This is a genomic window from Bradyrhizobium sp. Pa8 (assembly GCF_052588265.1).
Genome location: NZ_CP176767.1, coordinates 8,133,001 through 8,151,880, shown reverse-complemented (window position 1 = coordinate 8,151,880; position 18,880 = coordinate 8,133,001). Strand labels below are relative to the sequence as shown.

The following is an 18,880-nucleotide window of genomic DNA, read 5'->3' as shown; positions in this document are numbered from 1 at the left end:
TAGCGATGGCGGTCAAGCGGACGGGACAGCCGAGCTTTGTGGAAGCGCTGATGCCGAAGGGGGCCGGCGCCAATGCGGCGCTGGATCGGCTGGCTGGCTTGGTCAAGTGGTACCGGTTCGAGAAGCTGATCGGCCATTTGCGGGATGAAGGGAGCCCCGGTCGACCAGGCTATCCGGTGCTGGTGCTGTTTCGTGCTGTGCTGTTGCAGTCGCTGTATGGTCTTTCGGAGCGCGAACTCGAGGAAGCGCTGGGCGACCGGTTGTCGTTCAAGCGCTTCGTCGGTTTGAGCCTTGAGGATGCGACGCCCGACCACACGGTCCTGAACCGCTTCCGGAACCAGCTCGTTGAACAAGGCCTGCTGGAAAAGCTGTTTGGCGAATTGGATCGTCAGCTTGAGAATGCCGGCGTGATCCTCAAGCGCGGCACGATGCTGGATGCGACCTTGATCCAGGCAGTCTCGGCTCCGCCCAAGGAGGAGCGCCCCTCAAACGATCCTGATGCCCGGTTTGCCAAACGGCAGGGCAAAAGCGGCTCGACCTTCGGTTACAAGGCCCATGTCGGTGTGGACGAAGGATCCGGTTTGATCCGCGCGGTGCTGACCACACCCGCTAACGTCAACGATACGACACCTGCGGACGCTTTGATCCGGGGCGATGAAGCTGCGGTGTGGGCCGATGCGGCTTACGACACCCATGCCCGACGGGCCCGGCTGAAGGCGGAGGGCAAGAAACCCCGCATCGCTCGCCGGCCCAACAGACATCACCCGGAACTGCCGCCCAGGCTCAAACGCTACAACCTCCTCATCGCGCGCCGCCGAGCCCAGGTCGAGACCACCTTCGCTACCCTCAAACGCCGCATGCGGCTGACCTGCATCCGCTACGTCGGTCTGATCAAGGCGACCGGGCAAATCGTGCTCGCCTCGATCGCCTTCAACATGAAGCGGTGGGCCACGATCGCCGCGTGAGCCGCCCTCCGAGGGCGACAACTACAGATCTTGGCAGGCAATTGCCGCGACCAACGCCTTCGCTCCTGACGTCTTCAGCCTCAAGAGCCGATAACGCAACAGGCCCGCAAGGGGAGAAGGGAGAAATCGCTACACCGGAATTCTGACACTCGCCCTTAATCCCCCCATCGGGCTGTCGCCGAGGGTGATGTCGCCGCCATGCGAGCGCGCGATGTCGCGGGCGATGGCAAGTCCCAAGCCCGTGCCGCCCTCGTCCTGGTTACGGGCGTTGTCGAGCCGCAGGAACGGCTTGAACACCTCTTCGCGCAAGTGCGCGGGAATGCCGGGGCCGTCGTCCTCGACCGTGACGGTCAAATAACGGTGATCGCGCTGGCCGTTGATGGCGATGCTCTTGCCGTAGCGCGCCGCGTTGGTGACGAGGTTGGCGAGGCAGCGCTTGAACGAGGCCGGCTTCACGGTCACCACGGGCAGGCCGTGGAACGCGACGGTCGCGGTGTGGCCGTGGCGCTCGGCGTCGCTGCGCAGCTCCTCGAGCGCCTGCGCCATGTCGGTCGGCTGCGACTGCTCACCGGAATCGCCGCGGGCAAACGCAAGGTAGTCCTCCAGCATCATCGACATCTCGTCGACGTCCTTGCGCATGCCCTCGAGCTCCGGGTTGTCGCCAATCAGCGCCAGCTCGAGCTTGAACCGGGTCAGGATGGTGCGCAGATCGTGGCTGACGCCGGCAAGCATCGCGGTGCGCTGCTCCATCGTGCGCTCGATGCGTGACTTCATCTCGAGGAAGGCGACCGCCGCGCGCCGCACCTCGCGCGCGCCGCGCGGCCTGAAGTTCGGCGCCTCGCGGCCCTTGCCGAAACTTTCGGCGGCGTCGGCGAGGCGCAGGATCGGCTTGATCTGGTTGCGCAGGAACAGCACTGCGACGATCAGGAGGATCGAGGACGTGCCCACCATCCAGAACAGGAAGATTTCGGAGTTCGAGGCATAGGCGGCACTGCGCTGCGCGAACACGCGCATCACGGCATCGTCGAGCTGGATCCGGATCTCGACGAGGTTGGAGCGGCCGACGGTATCGATCCAGAACGAGCGGCCGATCTGGCGGCCGAGCTGCACCGACAGCGTCTGGTCGAGCAGCGAGAAGAACGGTTTTGGTCCCGGCGGCGGCATGTCGCCGGCGGGCAGGAAATCGACGACGAGACCAAGGCGTTGCTGCGCGATGCGCCGGATCTCGTTGCGATCCTTGTCCTGCGGATAGCCCTTGTAGACGTCGATCAGCGCGGCGATGTCCTGCACGACAGCAGCCGACAGGCGGCGCGTCACCGTGTTCCAGTGCCGCTCCATGAACACGAAGGCGACGACCGACTGCAGGATCACCATCGGCACGATCATGATGAGCAGCGCGCGCGCATAGAGGCCGGTCGGCATCCAGCCTTTGAACGCGTTGCCCATCCAGCCATTGGCGGCGGAGACGCGGCCGGCGGCGCTCTTCAATAGCGTCAGGCCGGTATCGATCGTGCTCATCGGTCGCGCTTCACTGCTTTATGGCGACGCCACCAGGCGGTAGCCGATGCCGCGCACCGCCTGGAGGAACAGCGGATTGGCGGGATCGGTCTCGATCTTGCGCCGGAGGCGGTTGATCTGCACGTCGACGGCGCGCTCGTTGACGCTGCCATTGCCGGTGAGCGCGCTGCGCGGCACGGTCTCGCCCGGTGTTTCCGAGAGAATCCGCAACATCTCGCGTTCGCGGTCGGTGAGGTGAATGACCTCCTCGCCCTGGCGCAGTTCGCCGCGCTCGAGATGGTAGACGTAAGGGCCGAACGCGATCTTCTCCACCGCGGCGGTTTGCGGCGGCGGCGCGGCGCGCTTGAGGATGTTGTTGATGCGCAGCGCAAGCTCGCGCGGCTCGAACGGTTTTGCCACGTAATCGTCGGCGCCGATTTGCAGGCCTTCGATGCGCGCTTCGGCCTCGTGCCGCGCCGTCAGCATCACGATCGGCACGGAGGAGGAGGTCCGGATGAAGCGGGCGAGGTCGAAGCCGGTCTCGCCGGGCATCATGACGTCGAGGATCAGGAGATCGAAGTGCAGGCCCATGAGCTTCGAGCGTGCATCGCCGGCGCTTGCGGCGGTGGTGACGCGATAGCCCTCGCTGGCGAGGAAGCGCGACAACAGATCGCGGATACGACGATCATCGTCGACCAGCAGCAGATGCGGCGCATCGTCGGCCGGTTCTACCGGCGGGCGGGCGAGCGTGGCAGCGAGTGGCACGTTCACTCCTTTCCGTCTTGATTGACGTTGGCGAAGATCGTCTCGAGCACCTTGTCCGGATCGTCGCGGTCGATCATCGCGCGCAGGAAGCGCTTGACGGTCTCGGCATCCTGCGGCGCCAGCTCGGCGAGCGCCTTGGTGATCCGCGTGGTCTGGAGCCCGGCGAGCTTCTGCACCAGCGCCTCGCCCTTCGGCGTCGCGTAGAGCAGGCGCTGGCGACGATCATTGTCGCCGGTCTTCTGCACGATATAGCCCTCGTCCAGCAGCTGCTTGAGCACGCGGCCGAGCGACTGTTTTGTGATGCGCAGGACGTCGAGGAGATCGGCGACCTTGAGACCGGGATAGCGATAGACGAAATGCATGACCCGGTGGTGGGCCCGGCCGAAGCCGAAAGCCTCCAGCTCCTGGTCGGGATCGCCGACGAAATCACGATAGGCGAAGAACAACAGTTCAATGATATCCCAGCGCAAATTGCCTCCATCGCCTGCGGCCGGCCGCGGCTCGGCTGCGTCTTGAGAGGGAGTTGCGAAATTTATGTCAGGCATATTGACGTATCTTGGGTTCAATGTTACAAAACGATCAGCCCGCACGAAATTTTAGATCGCTTCGCGTCGGGTGGCAGTTCTAGGAGCGGCCGGAGAGAGCCGGACAGGCGGCGACGGCCGACGCAGATCTACCGTGCGATTGTCGAGCGGCATTTCGGCAAAACATACTGGACTTCCGTCTTCCGCAAAAGCATGTCCTCGGCGACATGCTGGCCACGGAAACCGGCCGTAACAAGGCTGGCGGCGGTCCAGCCACAACCTAATCAAGCCAGCCGGGCCCAAACAGGGCAGGCGGGCGCCAGAACAGCGCCGCTACCGGCAGCGGGAGGCAAGGACATGAGTATGAAATTCGACATCCAGCCCGCATCCAATCCGACATCCGAGAAGGACCGCGTCGCCAAGCTGGTGGATCCCGGCTTCGGGCGGGTCTTCACCGATCACATGGCGATCGTCCGCTACAACCAGGCCAAGGGCGGCTGGTACGAAGCACGCGTCGAGGCGCGCGCCAACTTCCAGCTCGATCCGGCCGGCGCGGTCCTGCACTACGCCCAGGAAATCTTCGAAGGCCTCAAGGCCTACAAGCGTGACGACGGCGGCGTGAACCTGTTCCGCCCCGACGCGAATGCGCGCCGTTTCAAGGATTCCGCCGACCGCATGGCGATGGCGCAGCTGCCCGAGGACGTCTTCATCGAGGCGGTCGAGCAGGTCGTGCGCATCGATCGCGCCTGGATGCCGGGCGGCGAGGGCAGCCTTTATCTGCGCCCCTTCATGATCGCGAGCGAGACCTTCCTCGGCGTCAAGCCGTCGTCCGAATACATCTTCGCGGTGATCGCTTCGCCGGTTGGCTCCTATTTCAAGGGCGGACCTGCGCCGGTCTCGATCTGGGTCTCGGAGAACTACACCCGCGCCGCGATCGGCGGCACCGGTGCAGTCAAGTGCGGCGGAAACTATGCCGCGAGCCTGCGTGCGCAGGCCGAAGCGATCCAGCACGGTTGCGATCAGGTCGTCTTCCTCGACGCGGTCGAGCGCCGCTACATCGAGGAGCTCGGCGGCATGAACGTCTTCTTCGTGTTCGAGGATGGCTCGCTCTCGACGCCGCCGCTCGGCACGATCCTGCCCGGCATCACCCGCGACTCCATCATCGCGCTCGCGAAGGATGCCGGCAAGACGGTGCGCGAGGAGCCGTACTCGCTCGACCAGTGGCGCAAGGATGCGGCAAGCGGCAAGCTGAAGGAAGCGTTCGCCTGCGGCACCGCTGCCGTGATCTCGCCGATCGGCAAGGTGCGCTCGGTGAGCGGTGATTTCGAGATCAGCGGCGGCGCCGCCGGTCCTGTCGCCATGGGCCTGCGCAAGCAGCTCATCGACATCCAGTACGGCCGCACCAACGATCCGCACAACTGGATCCGCAAGGTGTTTTGATCGGCGGCGATTACGTTTCCCCTCTCTCGCAACGGAGAGGGGAAACGCGCAACGTTTGTGGCTTTTCGCGCTATGAACGTGCTGCTGCCGACATCCGACAAAGCCAGGAGACATCGAAGCATCCTGGACATCGCGAACATGGCAACACAACTCTCCCAGCCCCTGAAATGGGTCGTTCTCGCCGCAATCACCGGCGTCAGCGTTCTCGGCATCCTGACCATCGGCCCCACGCACGAGGTCGCGGCGCAAGACCGCTCGACGATCGTCGACGTGCGCACCACCGATCCCGAGATGAACACCGCGATCGCGCGCGCCCGCGGTACGCTCCCGACCTTCTGGGCCTCCTATGACGCGCCAAAGCCGTCGGAGACCGGGCACGCCTTGAAGGTGCGCTTTTCGACCCGCAGAGGCGGGGAGCATATCTGGATCGGCGACGTGAAGAAGCTGCCGAACGGCACCTATTCGGGCCTCTTCGCCAACGAGCCGCGCGATCTGCCGGGCAAACGGGCCGGCGACCAGGTCAAGTTCAGCGAAGCGGACATTTCAGACTGGATGTTCATGCGCAACGGCAAAATTGTCGGCGGCGAAACCATCAAGCCGACGCTGAAGTCGCTGCCAAAGGCGGATGCGGATGCCCTGAGGGCCCGGATGGAGCAGCCGTAGATTCTCTTCCCCCTCTCCCCGCCAGCGGAGCGAGGTAAAGCGAACTTCGGTTGCCGCCTCCCGCGTCGGCTGGTAAACGCCGCGCATGGCCGAGAAACCCAAAAAACCCCAGAAACTGAAGGCGCGCCTGCCGCGCGGGCTCGAGGATCGCGATCCCGCCGCGATCCGGGCGACGCGCGAGATGGTCGAAAAGATCCGCGCCGTCTACGAGCTCTACGGGTTCGAGCCCGTGGAAACGCCGGCGATGGAATACACTGATGCGCTCGGCAAGTTCCTGCCCGACCAGGACCGTCCGAACGAGGGCGTGTTCTCGTTCCAGGACGACGACGAGCAGTGGATCAGCCTGCGCTACGATCTGACCGCGCCGCTCGCCCGCTATGTCGGCGAGCGATACGGCACCGACGGTCTGGTCCTGCCCTACCGCAGCTACCGCGTCGGCTACGTGTTCCGCAACGAAAAGCCCGGCCCCGGCCGCTTCCGCCAGTTCATGCAGTTCGATGCCGATACGGTCGGCTCGGCGACGCCGGCGGCGGATGCCGAGATCTGCATGATGGCCGCGGACACGATGGAGGCGCTCGGCATTGCGCGCGGCTCCTACGTCGTGAAGGTCAACAACCGAAAAGTGCTCGACGGCGTTCTGGAAGCCATCGGGCTCGGCGGCGACGAGAACGCCGCGCGCAGACTGACCGTGCTGCGCGCGATCGACAAGCTCGACAAGTTTTCCGCCGACGAAGTGCGCAAGCTGCTCGGTCCCGGACGGTGGGATGGCGGCGAAGAAGGCAAGGGCGACTTCACGAAAGGCGCCAATTTGAGCCCGGCGGAGGCCGATGTTGTGCTCGCCATCACCAAGCCGCGCGACGATTGGAAAGAGGCGATTGCCGCGGCGGAAACTTATCTCGCCAAGAGCGAGATTGGTCAGGCCGGCGTGAGCGAGCTGGAAGAGATTGCCAAGCTGGTGACAGCGTCGGGTTATGGCGCAGACCGCATCAAGATCGATCCCTCCGTCGTGCGCGGCCTCGAATATTATACCGGCCCCGTCTACGAGGTCGAACTGCTGCTCGAGACCAAGGATGAAAAGGGCCGGCCGGTGCGCTTTGGCTCGGTCGGTGGCGGCGGACGTTACGACGGCCTCGTCTCGCGCTTTCGCGGCGAGCCGGTGCCGGCGACCGGGTTCTCGATCGGCGTGTCCAGGCTCCAGGCCGCGCTGACGCTGCTCGGCAAGCTCGACACGCGGCCCGAATTCGGCCCCGTCGTTGTCACCGTGTTCGATCGCGATCGTGTCGCCGACTACCAGAAGATGGTGGCGTCCTTGCGCGCTGCCGGCATTCGTGCCGAGCTCTATCTCGGCAATCCCAAGAACATGGGCAACCAGCTCAAATATGCCGACCGCCGCAACTCACCTTGCGTGATCATCCAGGGCTCGGATGAAAAGGCGCGCGGCGAGCTGCAGATCAAGGATCTGATCGAAGGCGCCAAGGCCGCCGCCGCGATCGCCTCCAACCAGGAGTGGCGCGAGAGCCGCCCGGCGCAGTTCTCGTGCAGCGAAGCCGACCTCGTCGCGAAGGTGCGCGAAGTCTTGGGCCGCCATGACGTAAAGTGGGGATAGCCATTCCGGAAGGCCGTCACGCCCGGGCTTGTCCCGGGCATCCACGTCTTGTTTGATGGCGACCGTCAATGGCCGGTGTTCGGCCGCAAGGGAGAGAACGATGCCTGAGATTACCGTCAGCATGGCCGAAGGCCGCACCGACGAGCAGAAGGCCGGCATGATGCGCGACATCACCCAGGCCCTGGTGAAGAATCTCGGCGTCGATGCCGATGCCGTCGTCATCCAGATCAACGAAGCCCCGCTCCGCCACAAGATGAAGGGCGGCAAGACCTTTGTGGAGCGCGCGGCGGCTGCGAAGAAATAGTTCGGCTGGTTCGGCAAACACAACTGTCGTCCCCGCGAAAGCGGGGACCCATAACCACAGGGCGTGGTTGTGGGGCGAGCTGGTAACTCCGAGTCTTCGCCAAACTATTCCCTGTGGTTATGGGTCCGGATCAGCGCTCCGCTTCGCTGCGCTTGTCCGGGACGACAGCGGAGTTTGAGGCCCCCATGGACGCACGCGACTTCATCAAGGTCGGCATGAGCGCCGAGCGCACGCTGGTGGTGCCGGCTGAGCGCACGGTCGGGCATTTCGTGCCCGGCATGCCTTTTGTTTATGCGACGCCGATGATGATCCTGGAGATGGAGATGACGTCGGGCGATGCGATCCGCGCCGCGCTTCAGCCGGGCTGGGTCACCGTCGGCACCGAAGTCGATATCCGCCATCTCGCAGCCGCTCTCGTCGGCGCGACCGTGCAGACCACCGCGAAGGTGGTCGCGGTCGAGCGCCGCGTCATCCGCTTCGAGGTCGAGGCGTTCGAGGGCACGCGCAGGCTCGGCGAAGGCCGCCACGCGCGCGGGCTCGTGAATGTCGAGATGTTCAACAAGCGGCTAGGGGCAGGCTCGAAACTGTAGGGTGGGTTAGCCGGAGGCGTAACCCACCACTTCTGTCGCTGCGGAAATGCAAGAGGTGGGTTACGCCAAGCGGTCTGCGCTTCGCGCAGTCCGCAGGGCTAACCCACCCTACGACACCTGCCTACTTCGCCAGTTCCTTCGACCGCTTCGTCGCGGCCGCGATCGCGCGGATCATCAGATCGCGCAGGCCGGGCTCACCCATCAGTACGCCGAGCGCCGCGGCGGTGGTGCCGCCGGGCGAGGTGACGTTCTGGCGCAGCGTGCTGGACGGAAGCTCCGACTGATGCAGAAGTTCACCAGAGCCGGCGACGGTTTCGCGTGCCAGCTTCGTCGCCAGCGCCTCGGGCAGTCCGGCTTCGACGCCGGCGCGCGCGAGCTCTTCGGCGAGCAGGAACACATAGGCCGGGCCTGAGCCGGACACCGCGGTGACCGCATCCATCAGGCCTTCATCCTCGACCCATTCGACCGAGCCGGTGGCGCGCAGCAGCGCATCGGCCACCGCGCGCTGCGCGGTGCTGACGTTCTTCGCCGCGACTGCGACCGTGATGCCACGACCGATCGCGGCCGGCGTGTTCGGCATCGCGCGCACCACGGCGCCGCCACAGACCTCTTCGAGCGATGCGATCGTGGTTCCCGCCATGATCGAGACCACCGAGGTCTTGTCCGAGACGAATTGCTTCAGCTTGGCGCCGGCCTCGCGGAACATCTGCGGCTTCACCGCGACGACCAGAGTCTCGACCGTGCCGGCGGACCTGACATCGGGATTGAGCGCAACGCCGTTGGCGGCAAGCGCGGTGATCTCAGATGAGATGTGCGGATCGATCACTGCGACGCGACGCGGATCGAGCCCGCCCGAAAGCCATCCGGTCAGCATCGCGCCGCCCATCTTGCCGGCGCCGGCGAGGAGGATGGTGCCGGTGATGTTCTTGAGAGTGCTGCTGTCTGCCACTGTGGTCACCACAAACAAAGGTGTCGTCCCGGCGAAGGCCGGGACCCATAACCACAGGCGGTTCTAGTGGATGGAGGGCGGAGCAACAAGCATCGCGCGATACGGAGAAATCACGCGGTATGGGGGCCCGGATCTGCGCTCCGCTTGTCCGGGACGACGCTGAGGAGGGCGCGCGCCCCTCACTATCTTGGAGAGAGGCTTTACGCCTCTCCCACCGTGTCGAACATCGCCGCGTCCATCGCCTGCGCGGTGGTCTTGCCGGCCCACACCACGAACTGGAACGCCGGAAAGTAGCGCTCGCAGGCGTGGATGGCGCCGGCGAGCATGGCTTCGCATTGCGCGGTCGAGGCGGTGAGCCCGCCCGGCAGCACCAGGGCCTGGCGGTGCATGATCATGCCGGTGTTGGTCCACAGATCGAAATGGCCGACCCATAGCTGCTCGTTGACTGCGGCGACCAGCCGTTGCACTTCGCTCCGCCGCGCAACCGGAATCTTCATGTCGAAGGCGCAGGCCAGATGCAGCGCCTCGATCTCGCCCATCCACGTGAAGGAGATCTGATAGTCGGTCCATTGTCCCTTGGAGACAATCGTGAGCTCGTCTTCGCCGGAGCGTTCGAACGGCCAGTTGTTGCTGGCAGCGATGTCCTCGACCACCGCGAGCGGGTGATTTCTGGAATCGATAGTGCCTTCGAGCAGGGACATTCCGTCTCGACCTCTTGCCTTTTTGTTGTCTTTGATACGCACGCGGTCGGCCCGGCGCGCTCCCTCAACGTCGCTGTCGCGATCCCCTCGGATCAGCGCGAGCCTGTCGCGGATCAAGTGATGTGATTTGCGGAATCTGCGCAACTGGCTGCCGAGTCCGTCCACAAGCCAGGACTCGTTCGTCCACAGCTCATCTCCGCCACAATTCTTAACGAATGAGAACAAATCGGAATCGGATTCGCCGATGGCGCGCCAATCGTTAATTCCGCCGGGCGAGGCCACACCCGTCATGGCGGCATGGGACCATGCGGTTTTTCATGCGGAACGCGCTTGCTGCGGCCGCCGGGCGGCGTCATATTTCCGGTCAGGCCGTTCATCCCGGGCGGCCGATGTTCTCAGGGCGGGGTGAAAGTCCCCACCGGCGGTAAGGGTCGCAAGGCCCAAGCCCGCGAGCGCCTTCCCCCAAGCATCTTCCTGAAAAGGAATTTTGCCGAAGGGAAGGGTCAGCAGATTCGGTGCAACTCCGAAGCCGACGGTTAAAGTCCGGATGAAAGAGAACGGTCGGTGGCAGACGCATCGCGAGGTGCGGCTGCTTGTCGTTCCGTGTGCCCTGATTCTGGTCCTTTGAAGGAAAGCCATGAATCAGATGTTGCAAGACCCCCAAACCGAAACTTCCGAAGTCACCCCGGTTCCGCAGGATCCGGCACCCGAGCATCCGCGCTTCGCGAAACCGCAGCGGGTGGCCTTCGTGCAGGCCTGCTGGCATCGCGACGTGGTCGAGGAGGCCCGCATCGCCTTCGTGAAGGAGGCAGCCTTGCGTCACCTCAATCATGTCGACGTGTTCGAGGTGCCGGGTTCGTTCGAGATCCCGCTGCATGCGCAGATCCTCGCCAAGACGCGGCGCTACACCGCGATCGTCGCGGCCGGCCTCGTCGTCGACGGCGGCATCTACCGCCACGAATTCGTCGCCGACACCGTGATCAAGGCGCTGATGGACGTGCAGCTGCGCACCGAGGTGCCGGTGTTCTCCGCGGTGCTGACGCCGCAGCAATTCCATGAGACCGAGGTGCACTACGATTTCTTCCGCAGGCATTTTGCGATCAAGGGCGTCGAGGTCGCGGAAGCCTGCGCCAACACGCTGCTCGGGCTTGAGCGCCTGCGCGGCCAGGTCGCGGCGGGAATTGTGTGAGGGAGTAAGACTCTCGATCCTCATCCTGAGGAGCGCTAGCGCGTCTCGAAGGATGAAGACCACAGTGGGGCCTGCATGGTTCTCCAGGCGATGCGAAGCATCGTCTGGAGACGGCGCTTGCGCGCCTCCTCACCAGGAGGGTCTGGCACGGTGCCAAGTCACACGCCGCTGATTGTCAATCCCGTCGCCGTCCCTATAAAGTCGGCGGCGGGAGGAGGCCGTGCCGTGGAGACGGGGCGGCCGACAAGATCATGTTCGAAGGACACGATCCCTATCTCGTCGCGCTCTCTGTGGCGATCGCGAGTCTGGGTGGCTATACCGGCTTTGCGCTTGCTGCTCGCATCCGCAACACGCCAGGCGTCAGTAACCGCGTGCTGCTCGCGGGTGCAGCGGCGTTTCTGGCCGTCGGCATCTGGACCATGCATTTCGTCGGCATGCTGGCCGCGCCGTTACCGCCCGACACCGTCTATCTCGTCCTGCCCACCATCATCTCGTTCCTGATCTGCGCGCTGGTGGTCGGCATCTCCTTGTTCTTTGTCTCGATTGGCGAGCCATCCCTGAAGCGGGTGGCCTCGTCGGCCGTTTTGCTCGGCGTCGGCATCGCCAGCATGCATTATGTCGGCATCCACGGCCTCGCCGGTCATTTCGGTATCGTCCACGACCGGACTATGGTGCTGCTCTCGGTCGCGGTGGCGATCGTCACCGCCTATGGTGGTTTGCGCGCCTTCCTGGCGCAGCAGGAGGGCGTCCGGCTGATCGTCAGTTCGGTTGCGTTCGGCATCGCCGTCTCCGGCATGCATTACACGGCGATGCTGGGCATGCATTTCGAGCCGCTGACCGGCGCGGCGCATCACCATGTCGGCGGCGGTCTTGCCGCGTCGCAGCAAATCCTGTCGATCATCGTTGCAGTGCTGTGCTTCGTCATCGCAGCCGGCTTCCTGCTGTCGCTGGTTCCCGACCAACGGCGTCAGACGTCGAACTCTGTTGCTGCCGAACCGGCTACTTCGCCGGTCGCGGCGGCCGCCATCGAACTGATCGCTGCGCCGGCTGCAGCGCCGCGCCCGGTGGCCCCGCTCGGCGGTCTCGGCCAGCCGCCCCGCGCGCCGGTTCCCCGGTTGCCGGTCGAGAGCGCCGACGGCACGCACTTCATCGAGACAGCCAATGTCCGCAGCGTGCGGGCGGATGCGCATTACACCCGTGTCCATGACGGCACCCGCGAACGAATGTGCCCCTGGTCGATCTCGGAGGCCGAGGCCCAGCTCGATCCCTCGCTGTTCCTGCGGGTGCACCGCAGCCATATCGTCGCGATTCCCCATGTCGCGCTGGTCCGGAAAGAGGGGGATGGCGCCGTGCTCGAGCTCGACGGCCCGTCGCCGCACCGGGTGCCCGTGAGCCGGGCCAAGATCGCCGAGGTGAAGGCGCGGCTGGGGCTGGCGAACCGCCGGCAGGCGTAGACCTCAAACCACACGGGAAGTGCTCGCCCTTACCCTCCCCTGGAGGGGGAGGGTCGATCGCGCGCAGCGCGAGCGGGGTGGGGTGATCTCTCCATGCGGACGGTGCCCGTGTGGAGAGATCACCCCACCCCGCTCCGCATTGCGCTTCGCTCCATGCGAAGCGACCCTCCCCCCTCCCGGGGAGGGTGCGCATCCGTGCCATACGTCGCTGCCCCTGACGCAATTCGTGCGCCGCCCGCCGCAACTCGTGCGAAATCCGCTGTTCCGTGCCCGAATGATTGCGGGCCGCCCCTCTCGGAGTGAGCCTCCCTCCAACGTCCGCGCCGTCACGCGCCAGAGGATGATGAGGAGGAGATGATGATCCCAGGCTCATTCAGCTATCACCGGCCGGCGAGTGTCGCCGATGCCGTCAAGCTATTGTCAGACCTCGGCGAGGATGCACGGCCCCTGGCCGGCGGGCACAGCCTGGTGCCGATGATGAAGCTCCGGCTCGCCACCCCCGCCCATCTGATCGACCTGCACGGCATCGCTGCCCTCAAGGGCATCGGCCGCGACGGCAACAATCTGGTCATCGGTGCGATGACCACCCAGCACGAGTTGCTGGCCTCGGACGACGTCGCCAAGTCGATGCCGATCCTGCATGAAGCGGCGCTGCTGATCGCCGACCCGCAGGTGCGCTACCGCGGCACGATCGGCGGCAATGTCGCCAATGGCGATCCCGGCAATGACATGCCGGCGCTGATGATGACCTTGGGGGCAACCTATCGCCTCGAAGGCCCGGGTGGCTCCCGCGACGTCGCGGCGGCCGATTTCTACCAGGGTGCCTATTTCACCGCGCTCGAGCCTGGCGAAATCCTCACATCAGTCTCGGTTCCCGTGCCGGCAGCCGGCCACGGCTACGCCTACGAAAAGCTCAAGCGCAAGGTTGGCGACTACGCCACCGCGGCAGCTGCTGTCGTGCTCACCATGGCCGGCGGCAAGGTCGCGACCTGCGCGATTGGACTCACCAACGTCCACGAGACGCCGCTGCTCGCCACCGATGCCGCCAACGCCGTGATCGGCACCAGCCTCGATGCGGCGACCTTGAAGAAGGCCGCAGCCGCAGCCGAAGCGATCATGGCCCCGGCCGCCGATGCGCGGGGGCCGGTCGAATACCGAAAGCATGTCGGCGGCATCATGGTGACGCGGGCGCTGCAGCGCGCTGCTTCCGTCGCGAAATAAGAGGAGAGGATCGATGGCCAAAACACATGTGACCATGAAGGTGAACGGCGCGGAGGTCGAAGGCCTCGTCGAGCCGCGCACGCTGCTGGTGCACTTCATCCGCGAGAATCTGCAGATGACCGGCACCCATATCGGCTGCGAGACCACGCATTGCGGCGCTTGCACCGTCGACATCGACGGCATGTCGGTGAAGTCCTGCACCATGTTCGCGGTGCAGGCCGAGGGCAGCGACATCACCACGGTCGAAGGCATGGCCAATGCCGACGGCACGCTGTCTGCGCTCCAGGAAGGTTTCCGCATGATGCACGGCCTGCAATGCGGCTTCTGCACGCCCGGCATGATTGTCCGCGCGCATCGGCTGCTGAAGGAAAATCCCTCGCCGAGCGAGCCGGAAATCCGCATGGGCATCTCCGGCAACATCTGCCGCTGCACCGGCTACCAGAACATCGTCAAAGCCATTCAATACGCTAGCGCCAAGATCAACGGCGTGGAATTCCAGGAGGCCGCAGAATGAACGACCTCACTCCCACGCGGGAACAACGCACCGCCGCACTCGAAGGCATGGGCTGCAAGCGCAAGCGCGTCGAGGACATCCGCTTCACGCAGGGCAAGGGCAATTATGTCGACGACGTCAAGCTGCCGGGCATGCTGCATGGCGATTTCGTCCGCTCGCCGCACCCGCATGCGCGCGTCAAGAAGATCGACGACAGCGAGGCGCTGAAGGTGCCCGGCGTGCTCGCGGTCATCACCGCGGAGACGCTGAAGACGGTGAATCTCGCCTGGATGCCGACGCTCGCCGGCGACGTGCAGATGGTGCTGGCCGACGGAAAAGTGCTGTTCCAGAACCAGGAGGTCGCCTTCGTCGTCGCGACCGACCGCTATGCCGCCGATGACGGCATCAACGCGGTCATCGTCGAATACGAGCCGCTGCCCCCGCTGGTCGATCCCTTCAAGGCGATGGAGGCGAACGCGCCGGTGCTGCGCGAGGATCTCGTCGGTAAGATGTCCGGCGCGCATGGTCCGCGCAAGCACGACAACCACATCTTCGAGTGGACCGTCGGCGACAAGGAATTGACCGATGCGGCCTTCAACAAGGCCGAGGTCAAGATCAAGGAGATGATCTCCTATCACCGCACCCATCCGTCGCCGCTGGAGACCTGCCAGTGCGTCTGCTCGTTCGACAAGATCAAGGGCGAGCTGACGATCTACGGCACGTTCCAGGCCCCGCACGTGATCCGCACGGTGGTGGCGCTGATCGCCAAGCTGCCGGAGCACAAGATCCACGTCATCGCCCCCGACATCGGCGGCGGTTTCGGCAACAAGGTCGGCGCCTATCCCGGCTACATCTGCGCGGCCGTGGCCTCCATCGTCACCGGCAAGCCGGTCAAATGGGTCGAGGACCGCATCGAGAACCTCACCGCGACCTCGTTCGCGCGCGACTATCACATGACGACCGAGATCGCCGCGACCAAGGACGGCAAGGTGACGGGCCTGCGTGTGCACGTGCTCGCTGATCACGGCGCGTTCGACGCCTGCGCCGACCCGTCGAAATGGCCGGCCGGCTTCTTCAACATCGTCACCGGCTCCTATGACTTCCCGACCGCACATCTGGCTGTCGATGGCGTCTACACCAACAAGGCGCCGGGCGGCGTCGCCTACCGTTGCTCGTTCCGCGTCACGGAGGCGGCCTACTGCATCGAGCGCGCCATGGATATCCTGGCGCAGAAGCTCAACATGGATCCGGCAGAGTTGCGGCTGAAGAACTTCATCAAGCCGGAGCAGTTCCCCTATCACTCGGCGCTAGGCTGGGAATACGATTCCGGTGACTACCACACCGCCATGCGCAAGATGATGGAGACGACCGGCTACGCCGCACTCCGGAAAGAGCAGGCGGAGAAGCGGGCCGCGTTCGCGCGCGGCGAGACCCGCGAGATCATGGGCCTCGGCATCTCCTTCTTCACCGAGATCGTCGGTGCCGGCCCGTCGAAGAACTGCGACATCCTCGGCATCGCGATGTTCGACTCCTGCGAGATCCGCATGCACCCGACCGGTGCCGGCATCGCGCGCATGGGGACCAAGAGCCAGGGCCAGGGTCACGAGACCACCTGGGCCCAGATCATCGCCACCGAGATCGGCATTCCCGCCGACAACATCATGGTGGAGGAGGGCAACACCGACACCGCACCTTACGGGCTCGGCACCTACGGCTCGCGCTCCACGCCGGTGGCCGGCGCCGCGATCGCCATGGCCGCGCGAAAGATCAAGGCCAAGGCGCAGATGATCGCGGCCTACAAGCTCGAGGTCCACGAGGACGATCTCGAATTCGACATCGACGGCTTCCGGGTGAAGGGCCTGCCGGAGAAGTTCATGTCGATGAAGGATATCTGCTGGGCGGCTTACAATTCGGTCCCGCCGGGCATGGAGCCGGGGCTGGAGGCGGTGAGCTATTACGATCCGCCCAACATGACCTATCCGTTCGGCGCCTATCTCTGCGTGATGGACATCGACGTCGACACCGGCGTGTACAAGGTCCGGCGCTTCTACGCGCTCGACGATTGCGGCACCCGCATCAACCCGATGATCATCGAGGGCCAGGTGCATGGCGGCCTCACCGAAGCCTTCGCCATCGCGATGGGCCAGGAGATCCGCTACGACGAGGTCGGCAACGTCGTCACCGGCTCGTTCATGGACTTCTTCATGCCGACTGCGGTAGAGACGCCGCATTGGGAAACCGACTTCACCGTCACCCCGTCGCCGCATCACCCGATCGGCGCCAAGGGCGTCGGTGAGAGCCCGAATGTCGGCGGCGTGCCGGCCTTCTCCAACGCCGTCAACGACGCGTTCTCGTTCCTGGGCAGCACGCACATCCAGATGCCTCATGATTTCTGGCGCAACTGGAAGGCGGCGAAGGATCTGGGCGCGGTGGCCTGACGATGAAGGGCCGTGACGAGATCGCGCAAGCCTTGGCCGCATCCGGCTACATCGCCGATGCGGACCTCGCGACTGCGATCTCGCTGATGCAATTGTTGCGGCGTCCGCTGCTGCTCGAAGGCGAAGCGGGCGTCGGCAAGACGGAAGTGGCGAAAGCACTTGCAAAAGTGCACGCGACCGAGCTGATCCGGTTGCAATGCTACGAGGGGCTCGATCAGTCCTCCGCGCTCTACGAGTGGAACTACCAGCGCCAGCTGCTTGCGATCCAGGCGCATCGCGGCACCGACAGCATCGAGGATCAGGTCTTCTCGGAAAAATACCTGCTGGAGCGTCCGCTGCTTGCCGCGATCCGCCGCGCACAGGCGCCGGTTCTGCTGATCGACGAGATCGACCGCGCCGACGACGAGTTCGAGGCCTTCCTGCTGGAGCTGCTGTCGGACTTCCAGGTCTCGATCCCCGAGCTCGGCACCATCCCTGCGGTCACCATCCCGCATGTCGTGCTGACCTCGAACGGCACACGCGAGCTCTCCGACGCGTTGCGCCGGCGCTGCCTCTATCACTATGTCGACTATCCCGACGTCGATCGCGAGACCCGCATCATCCTGGCGCGCGTCATGGGCGCCAGCCCGTCGCTGTCGCTCCAGATCGCGCGCATGGTCGAGGGTGTGCGCAAGGAGGAGCTGCGAAAAGTCCCGGGCGTGGCAGAGACCCTGGATTGGGCGGCAGCGCTCGTCGGCCTCGACGTCAGCAATCTCCACGACGCGCCGGAGACCGTGCACGAGACGCTGGTCTGCCTGTTGAAGACTCACGAAGACCGCGCCCGTGTCACGCCAGAGGTGACGCAGCGCCTGCTGGGGAAGGTCGCATGAGTTGCTGTGGCTCCAGTCCCGGACATGATGACCTCAACGACGTCTCGCGCCTCGTCTCCACGAAGCTTGCGGCGTTCCTGCGCACGCTGCGCGAGGCCGGCTTTCGCGTCGGGCTCGCCGAAGGGCAGGATGCGGCGACGCTGATGTCATCGGGCTATGCCGCGCGGCCGGGTCTGCTGCGCGCGGCGTTCAAGCACCTGTTCTCGGCACGCAAATCCGACTGGGACAAGTTCGACGGTTTGTTTGACGCGTTCTGGCTCGGCAAGCGCGTGCGCTCACGCTCCCGTACGGTCGGTTTTACGCCCGGCGCTAGCAATCCGTCGCTGAAGAGTTTGCAGGACAAGACAGCAGAGCAGGGCAGGAGCCAATCCGTCACCGATCAGCTTCCGTCGCCCGATGATGTGCCTGAGGATCGCTCCGGCGAAGGGCGCATGGAAGGCGCCTCTCGCGCCGACAATCTTGCCGAGGTCGATTTCAGGAAGCTCAGCGATCCCGATCAGGTCGCGCAGGCCCATGAGGCCGCCGCGCGCCTCGCCAAGGCCATGCGCACGCGGCTGACCCGGCGCGATCTCGCGCGCCGGCGTGGCTACCGGCTTGATCTCCGCCGCACCATTCATCGCAACATCAGCCATGGCGGTGTTCCTATCAGCCTGGTGAAACGCCAGCGCAAGGACAAGCCGTTGCGGCTGGTCGTTCTGCTCGATGCCTCGGGATCGATGAGCATGTACACGTCAGTCTTCCTGCGCTTCATCCACGGTGTGCTCGACCAGTTCCGCGAGGCCGAGGCGTTTTTGTTCCATACGCGCCTCGCCTACGTCTCCGACGCGATGAAGGAGAAGGACGCCGGCCGCGCGCTCGACCGGCTCTCGATCATGGCGCAAGGCGCGGGTGGCGGCACCAAAATCGGCGAAAGCCTGCAAACCTTCAATCGCTGGCACGCCGCACGCGTCATTCATTCGCGCAGCTGCGTGATGATCGTGTCCGACGGCTACGAGACCGGCGATGCCGCTTTGCTCGGCCGCGAAATGGCGGCGCTGCATCGCCGCTGCCGCCGCATCATCTGGCTCAACCCGATGATGGCCTGGGACGGCTACACGCCGGAGGCGCGCGGCATCAAGGCGGCACTGCCGCATGTCGATCTCTACGCGCCCGCCAATTCGGTGCAAAGCCTGCGCGCGCTCGAACCCTATCTGGCGAAGCTTTGAGGAGGCT

18 protein-coding genes and 1 riboswitch are annotated in these 18,880 nt (G+C 64.9%); of the genes, 13 read left to right on the top strand and 5 right to left on the bottom strand.

Annotated features, from left to right (window positions below; genetic code table 11):
* Positions 1–5: 5 nt before the first annotated feature.
* Positions 6–965 (top strand): IS5 family transposase, encoded by a 960-nt coding sequence (locus tag ACKWRH_RS38605; protein WP_445217811.1) that lies wholly within the window; start codon positions 6–8, stop codon positions 963–965.
* Positions 966–1,094: 129 nt separating this feature from the next.
* Here the strand turns inward: ACKWRH_RS38605 and ACKWRH_RS38600 are convergent, their stop codons facing one another.
* The 3 genes from ACKWRH_RS38600 to ACKWRH_RS38590 are packed head-to-tail and all read right to left on the bottom strand — an operon-like array spanning position 1,095 to position 3,772.
* Positions 1,095–2,483, bottom strand: a complete 1,389-nt coding sequence (locus ACKWRH_RS38600) for an ATP-binding protein (RefSeq protein WP_028151545.1) — start codon at positions 2,481–2,483, stop codon at positions 1,095–1,097.
* A gap of 18 nt (positions 2,484–2,501) precedes the next feature.
* Complete coding sequence (locus tag ACKWRH_RS38595) at positions 2,502–3,233, bottom strand: response regulator (protein ID WP_445217810.1); 732 nt, start codon at positions 3,231–3,233, stop codon at positions 2,502–2,504.
* Positions 3,230–3,772: a MarR family winged helix-turn-helix transcriptional regulator gene (locus ACKWRH_RS38590; RefSeq protein WP_028151547.1), complete on the bottom strand. Its 543-nt coding sequence runs from the start codon at positions 3,770–3,772 to the stop codon at positions 3,230–3,232. Before ACKWRH_RS38590 ends, ACKWRH_RS38595 begins: the two co-directional genes overlap by 4 nt.
* Before the next feature lie 336 nt (positions 3,773–4,108).
* Here ACKWRH_RS38590 and ACKWRH_RS38585 point away from each other — a divergent pair, with 336 nt between their 5' ends.
* The 5 genes from ACKWRH_RS38585 to ACKWRH_RS38565 all read left to right on the top strand — a co-directional run bounded on the left by ACKWRH_RS38585 (position 4,109) and on the right by ACKWRH_RS38565 (position 8,354).
* The gene (locus ACKWRH_RS38585) at positions 4,109–5,191 is read left to right on the top strand and encodes a branched-chain amino acid aminotransferase (protein ID WP_445217809.1); all 1,083 of its coding nucleotides are present in this window, start codon (positions 4,109–4,111) and stop codon (positions 5,189–5,191) included.
* A gap of 138 nt (positions 5,192–5,329) precedes the next feature.
* Complete coding sequence (locus ACKWRH_RS38580) at positions 5,330–5,854, top strand: YegJ family protein (RefSeq protein ID WP_445217808.1); 525 nt, start codon at positions 5,330–5,332, stop codon at positions 5,852–5,854.
* An 85-nt stretch (positions 5,855–5,939) separates the two neighbouring features.
* Complete coding sequence (hisS, locus tag ACKWRH_RS38575) at positions 5,940–7,460, top strand: histidine--tRNA ligase (RefSeq protein WP_445217807.1); 1,521 nt, start codon at positions 5,940–5,942, stop codon at positions 7,458–7,460.
* A gap of 100 nt (positions 7,461–7,560) precedes the next feature.
* On the top strand, positions 7,561–7,764 hold the full coding sequence (locus ACKWRH_RS38570; protein ID WP_008144861.1) for a tautomerase family protein: 204 nt from the start codon (positions 7,561–7,563) through the stop codon (positions 7,762–7,764).
* Between the two features lie 185 nt (positions 7,765–7,949).
* The gene (locus ACKWRH_RS38565) at positions 7,950–8,354 is read left to right on the top strand and encodes a thioesterase family protein (RefSeq protein WP_445217806.1); all 405 of its coding nucleotides are present in this window, start codon (positions 7,950–7,952) and stop codon (positions 8,352–8,354) included.
* A 121-nt stretch (positions 8,355–8,475) separates the two neighbouring features.
* On the opposite strand, the gene proC is transcribed toward ACKWRH_RS38565, so the two are convergent.
* Both proC and ACKWRH_RS38555 read right to left on the bottom strand, forming a co-directional pair.
* A complete protein-coding gene (gene proC / locus ACKWRH_RS38560) occupies positions 8,476–9,312 on the bottom strand; it encodes a pyrroline-5-carboxylate reductase (RefSeq protein WP_445217805.1) in 837 nt (278 codons plus the stop codon).
* Positions 9,313–9,503: 191 nt separating this feature from the next.
* Positions 9,504–10,004, bottom strand: a complete 501-nt coding sequence (locus ACKWRH_RS38555) for a YbjN domain-containing protein (protein WP_028169834.1) — start codon at positions 10,002–10,004, stop codon at positions 9,504–9,506.
* Positions 10,005–10,391: 387 nt separating this feature from the next.
* A riboswitch (FMN riboswitch) is annotated at positions 10,392–10,567 on the top strand.
* Between the two features lie 74 nt (positions 10,568–10,641).
* Here ACKWRH_RS38555 and ACKWRH_RS38550 point away from each other — a divergent pair.
* From ACKWRH_RS38550 to ACKWRH_RS38520, 7 genes are all read left to right on the top strand, one after another.
* The gene (locus ACKWRH_RS38550) at positions 10,642–11,193 is read left to right on the top strand and encodes a 6,7-dimethyl-8-ribityllumazine synthase (RefSeq protein ID WP_445217804.1); all 552 of its coding nucleotides are present in this window, start codon (positions 10,642–10,644) and stop codon (positions 11,191–11,193) included.
* A gap of 251 nt (positions 11,194–11,444) precedes the next feature.
* The gene (locus ACKWRH_RS38545; RefSeq protein WP_445217803.1) at positions 11,445–12,647 is read left to right on the top strand and encodes an MHYT domain-containing protein; all 1,203 of its coding nucleotides are present in this window, start codon (positions 11,445–11,447) and stop codon (positions 12,645–12,647) included.
* 357 nt (positions 12,648–13,004) lie between these two features.
* Entirely contained in the window at positions 13,005–13,868 is an 864-nt protein-coding gene (locus tag ACKWRH_RS38540) for an FAD binding domain-containing protein (RefSeq protein WP_445217802.1), read from the top strand.
* Between the two features lie 13 nt (positions 13,869–13,881).
* The gene (locus tag ACKWRH_RS38535) at positions 13,882–14,382 is read left to right on the top strand and encodes a (2Fe-2S)-binding protein (RefSeq protein WP_445217801.1); all 501 of its coding nucleotides are present in this window, start codon (positions 13,882–13,884) and stop codon (positions 14,380–14,382) included.
* A complete protein-coding gene (locus ACKWRH_RS38530) occupies positions 14,379–16,799 on the top strand; it encodes an aerobic carbon-monoxide dehydrogenase large subunit (protein ID WP_445217800.1) in 2,421 nt (806 codons plus the stop codon). Before ACKWRH_RS38535 ends, ACKWRH_RS38530 begins: the two co-directional genes overlap by 4 nt.
* Positions 16,800–16,801: 2 nt before the next feature.
* Positions 16,802–17,668 carry an AAA family ATPase gene (locus ACKWRH_RS38525; protein WP_445217799.1) on the top strand — a complete coding sequence of 289 codons (867 nt, stop codon included), beginning with the start codon at positions 16,802–16,804 and terminating at the stop codon, positions 17,666–17,668.
* Positions 17,665–18,873, top strand: coding sequence for a vWA domain-containing protein (locus tag ACKWRH_RS38520; protein WP_445217798.1), 1,209 nt, complete (start codon positions 17,665–17,667; stop codon positions 18,871–18,873). The genes ACKWRH_RS38525 and ACKWRH_RS38520 overlap by 4 nt, the downstream gene beginning before the upstream one ends.
* The last annotated feature ends 7 nt before the right edge of the window (positions 18,874–18,880 follow it).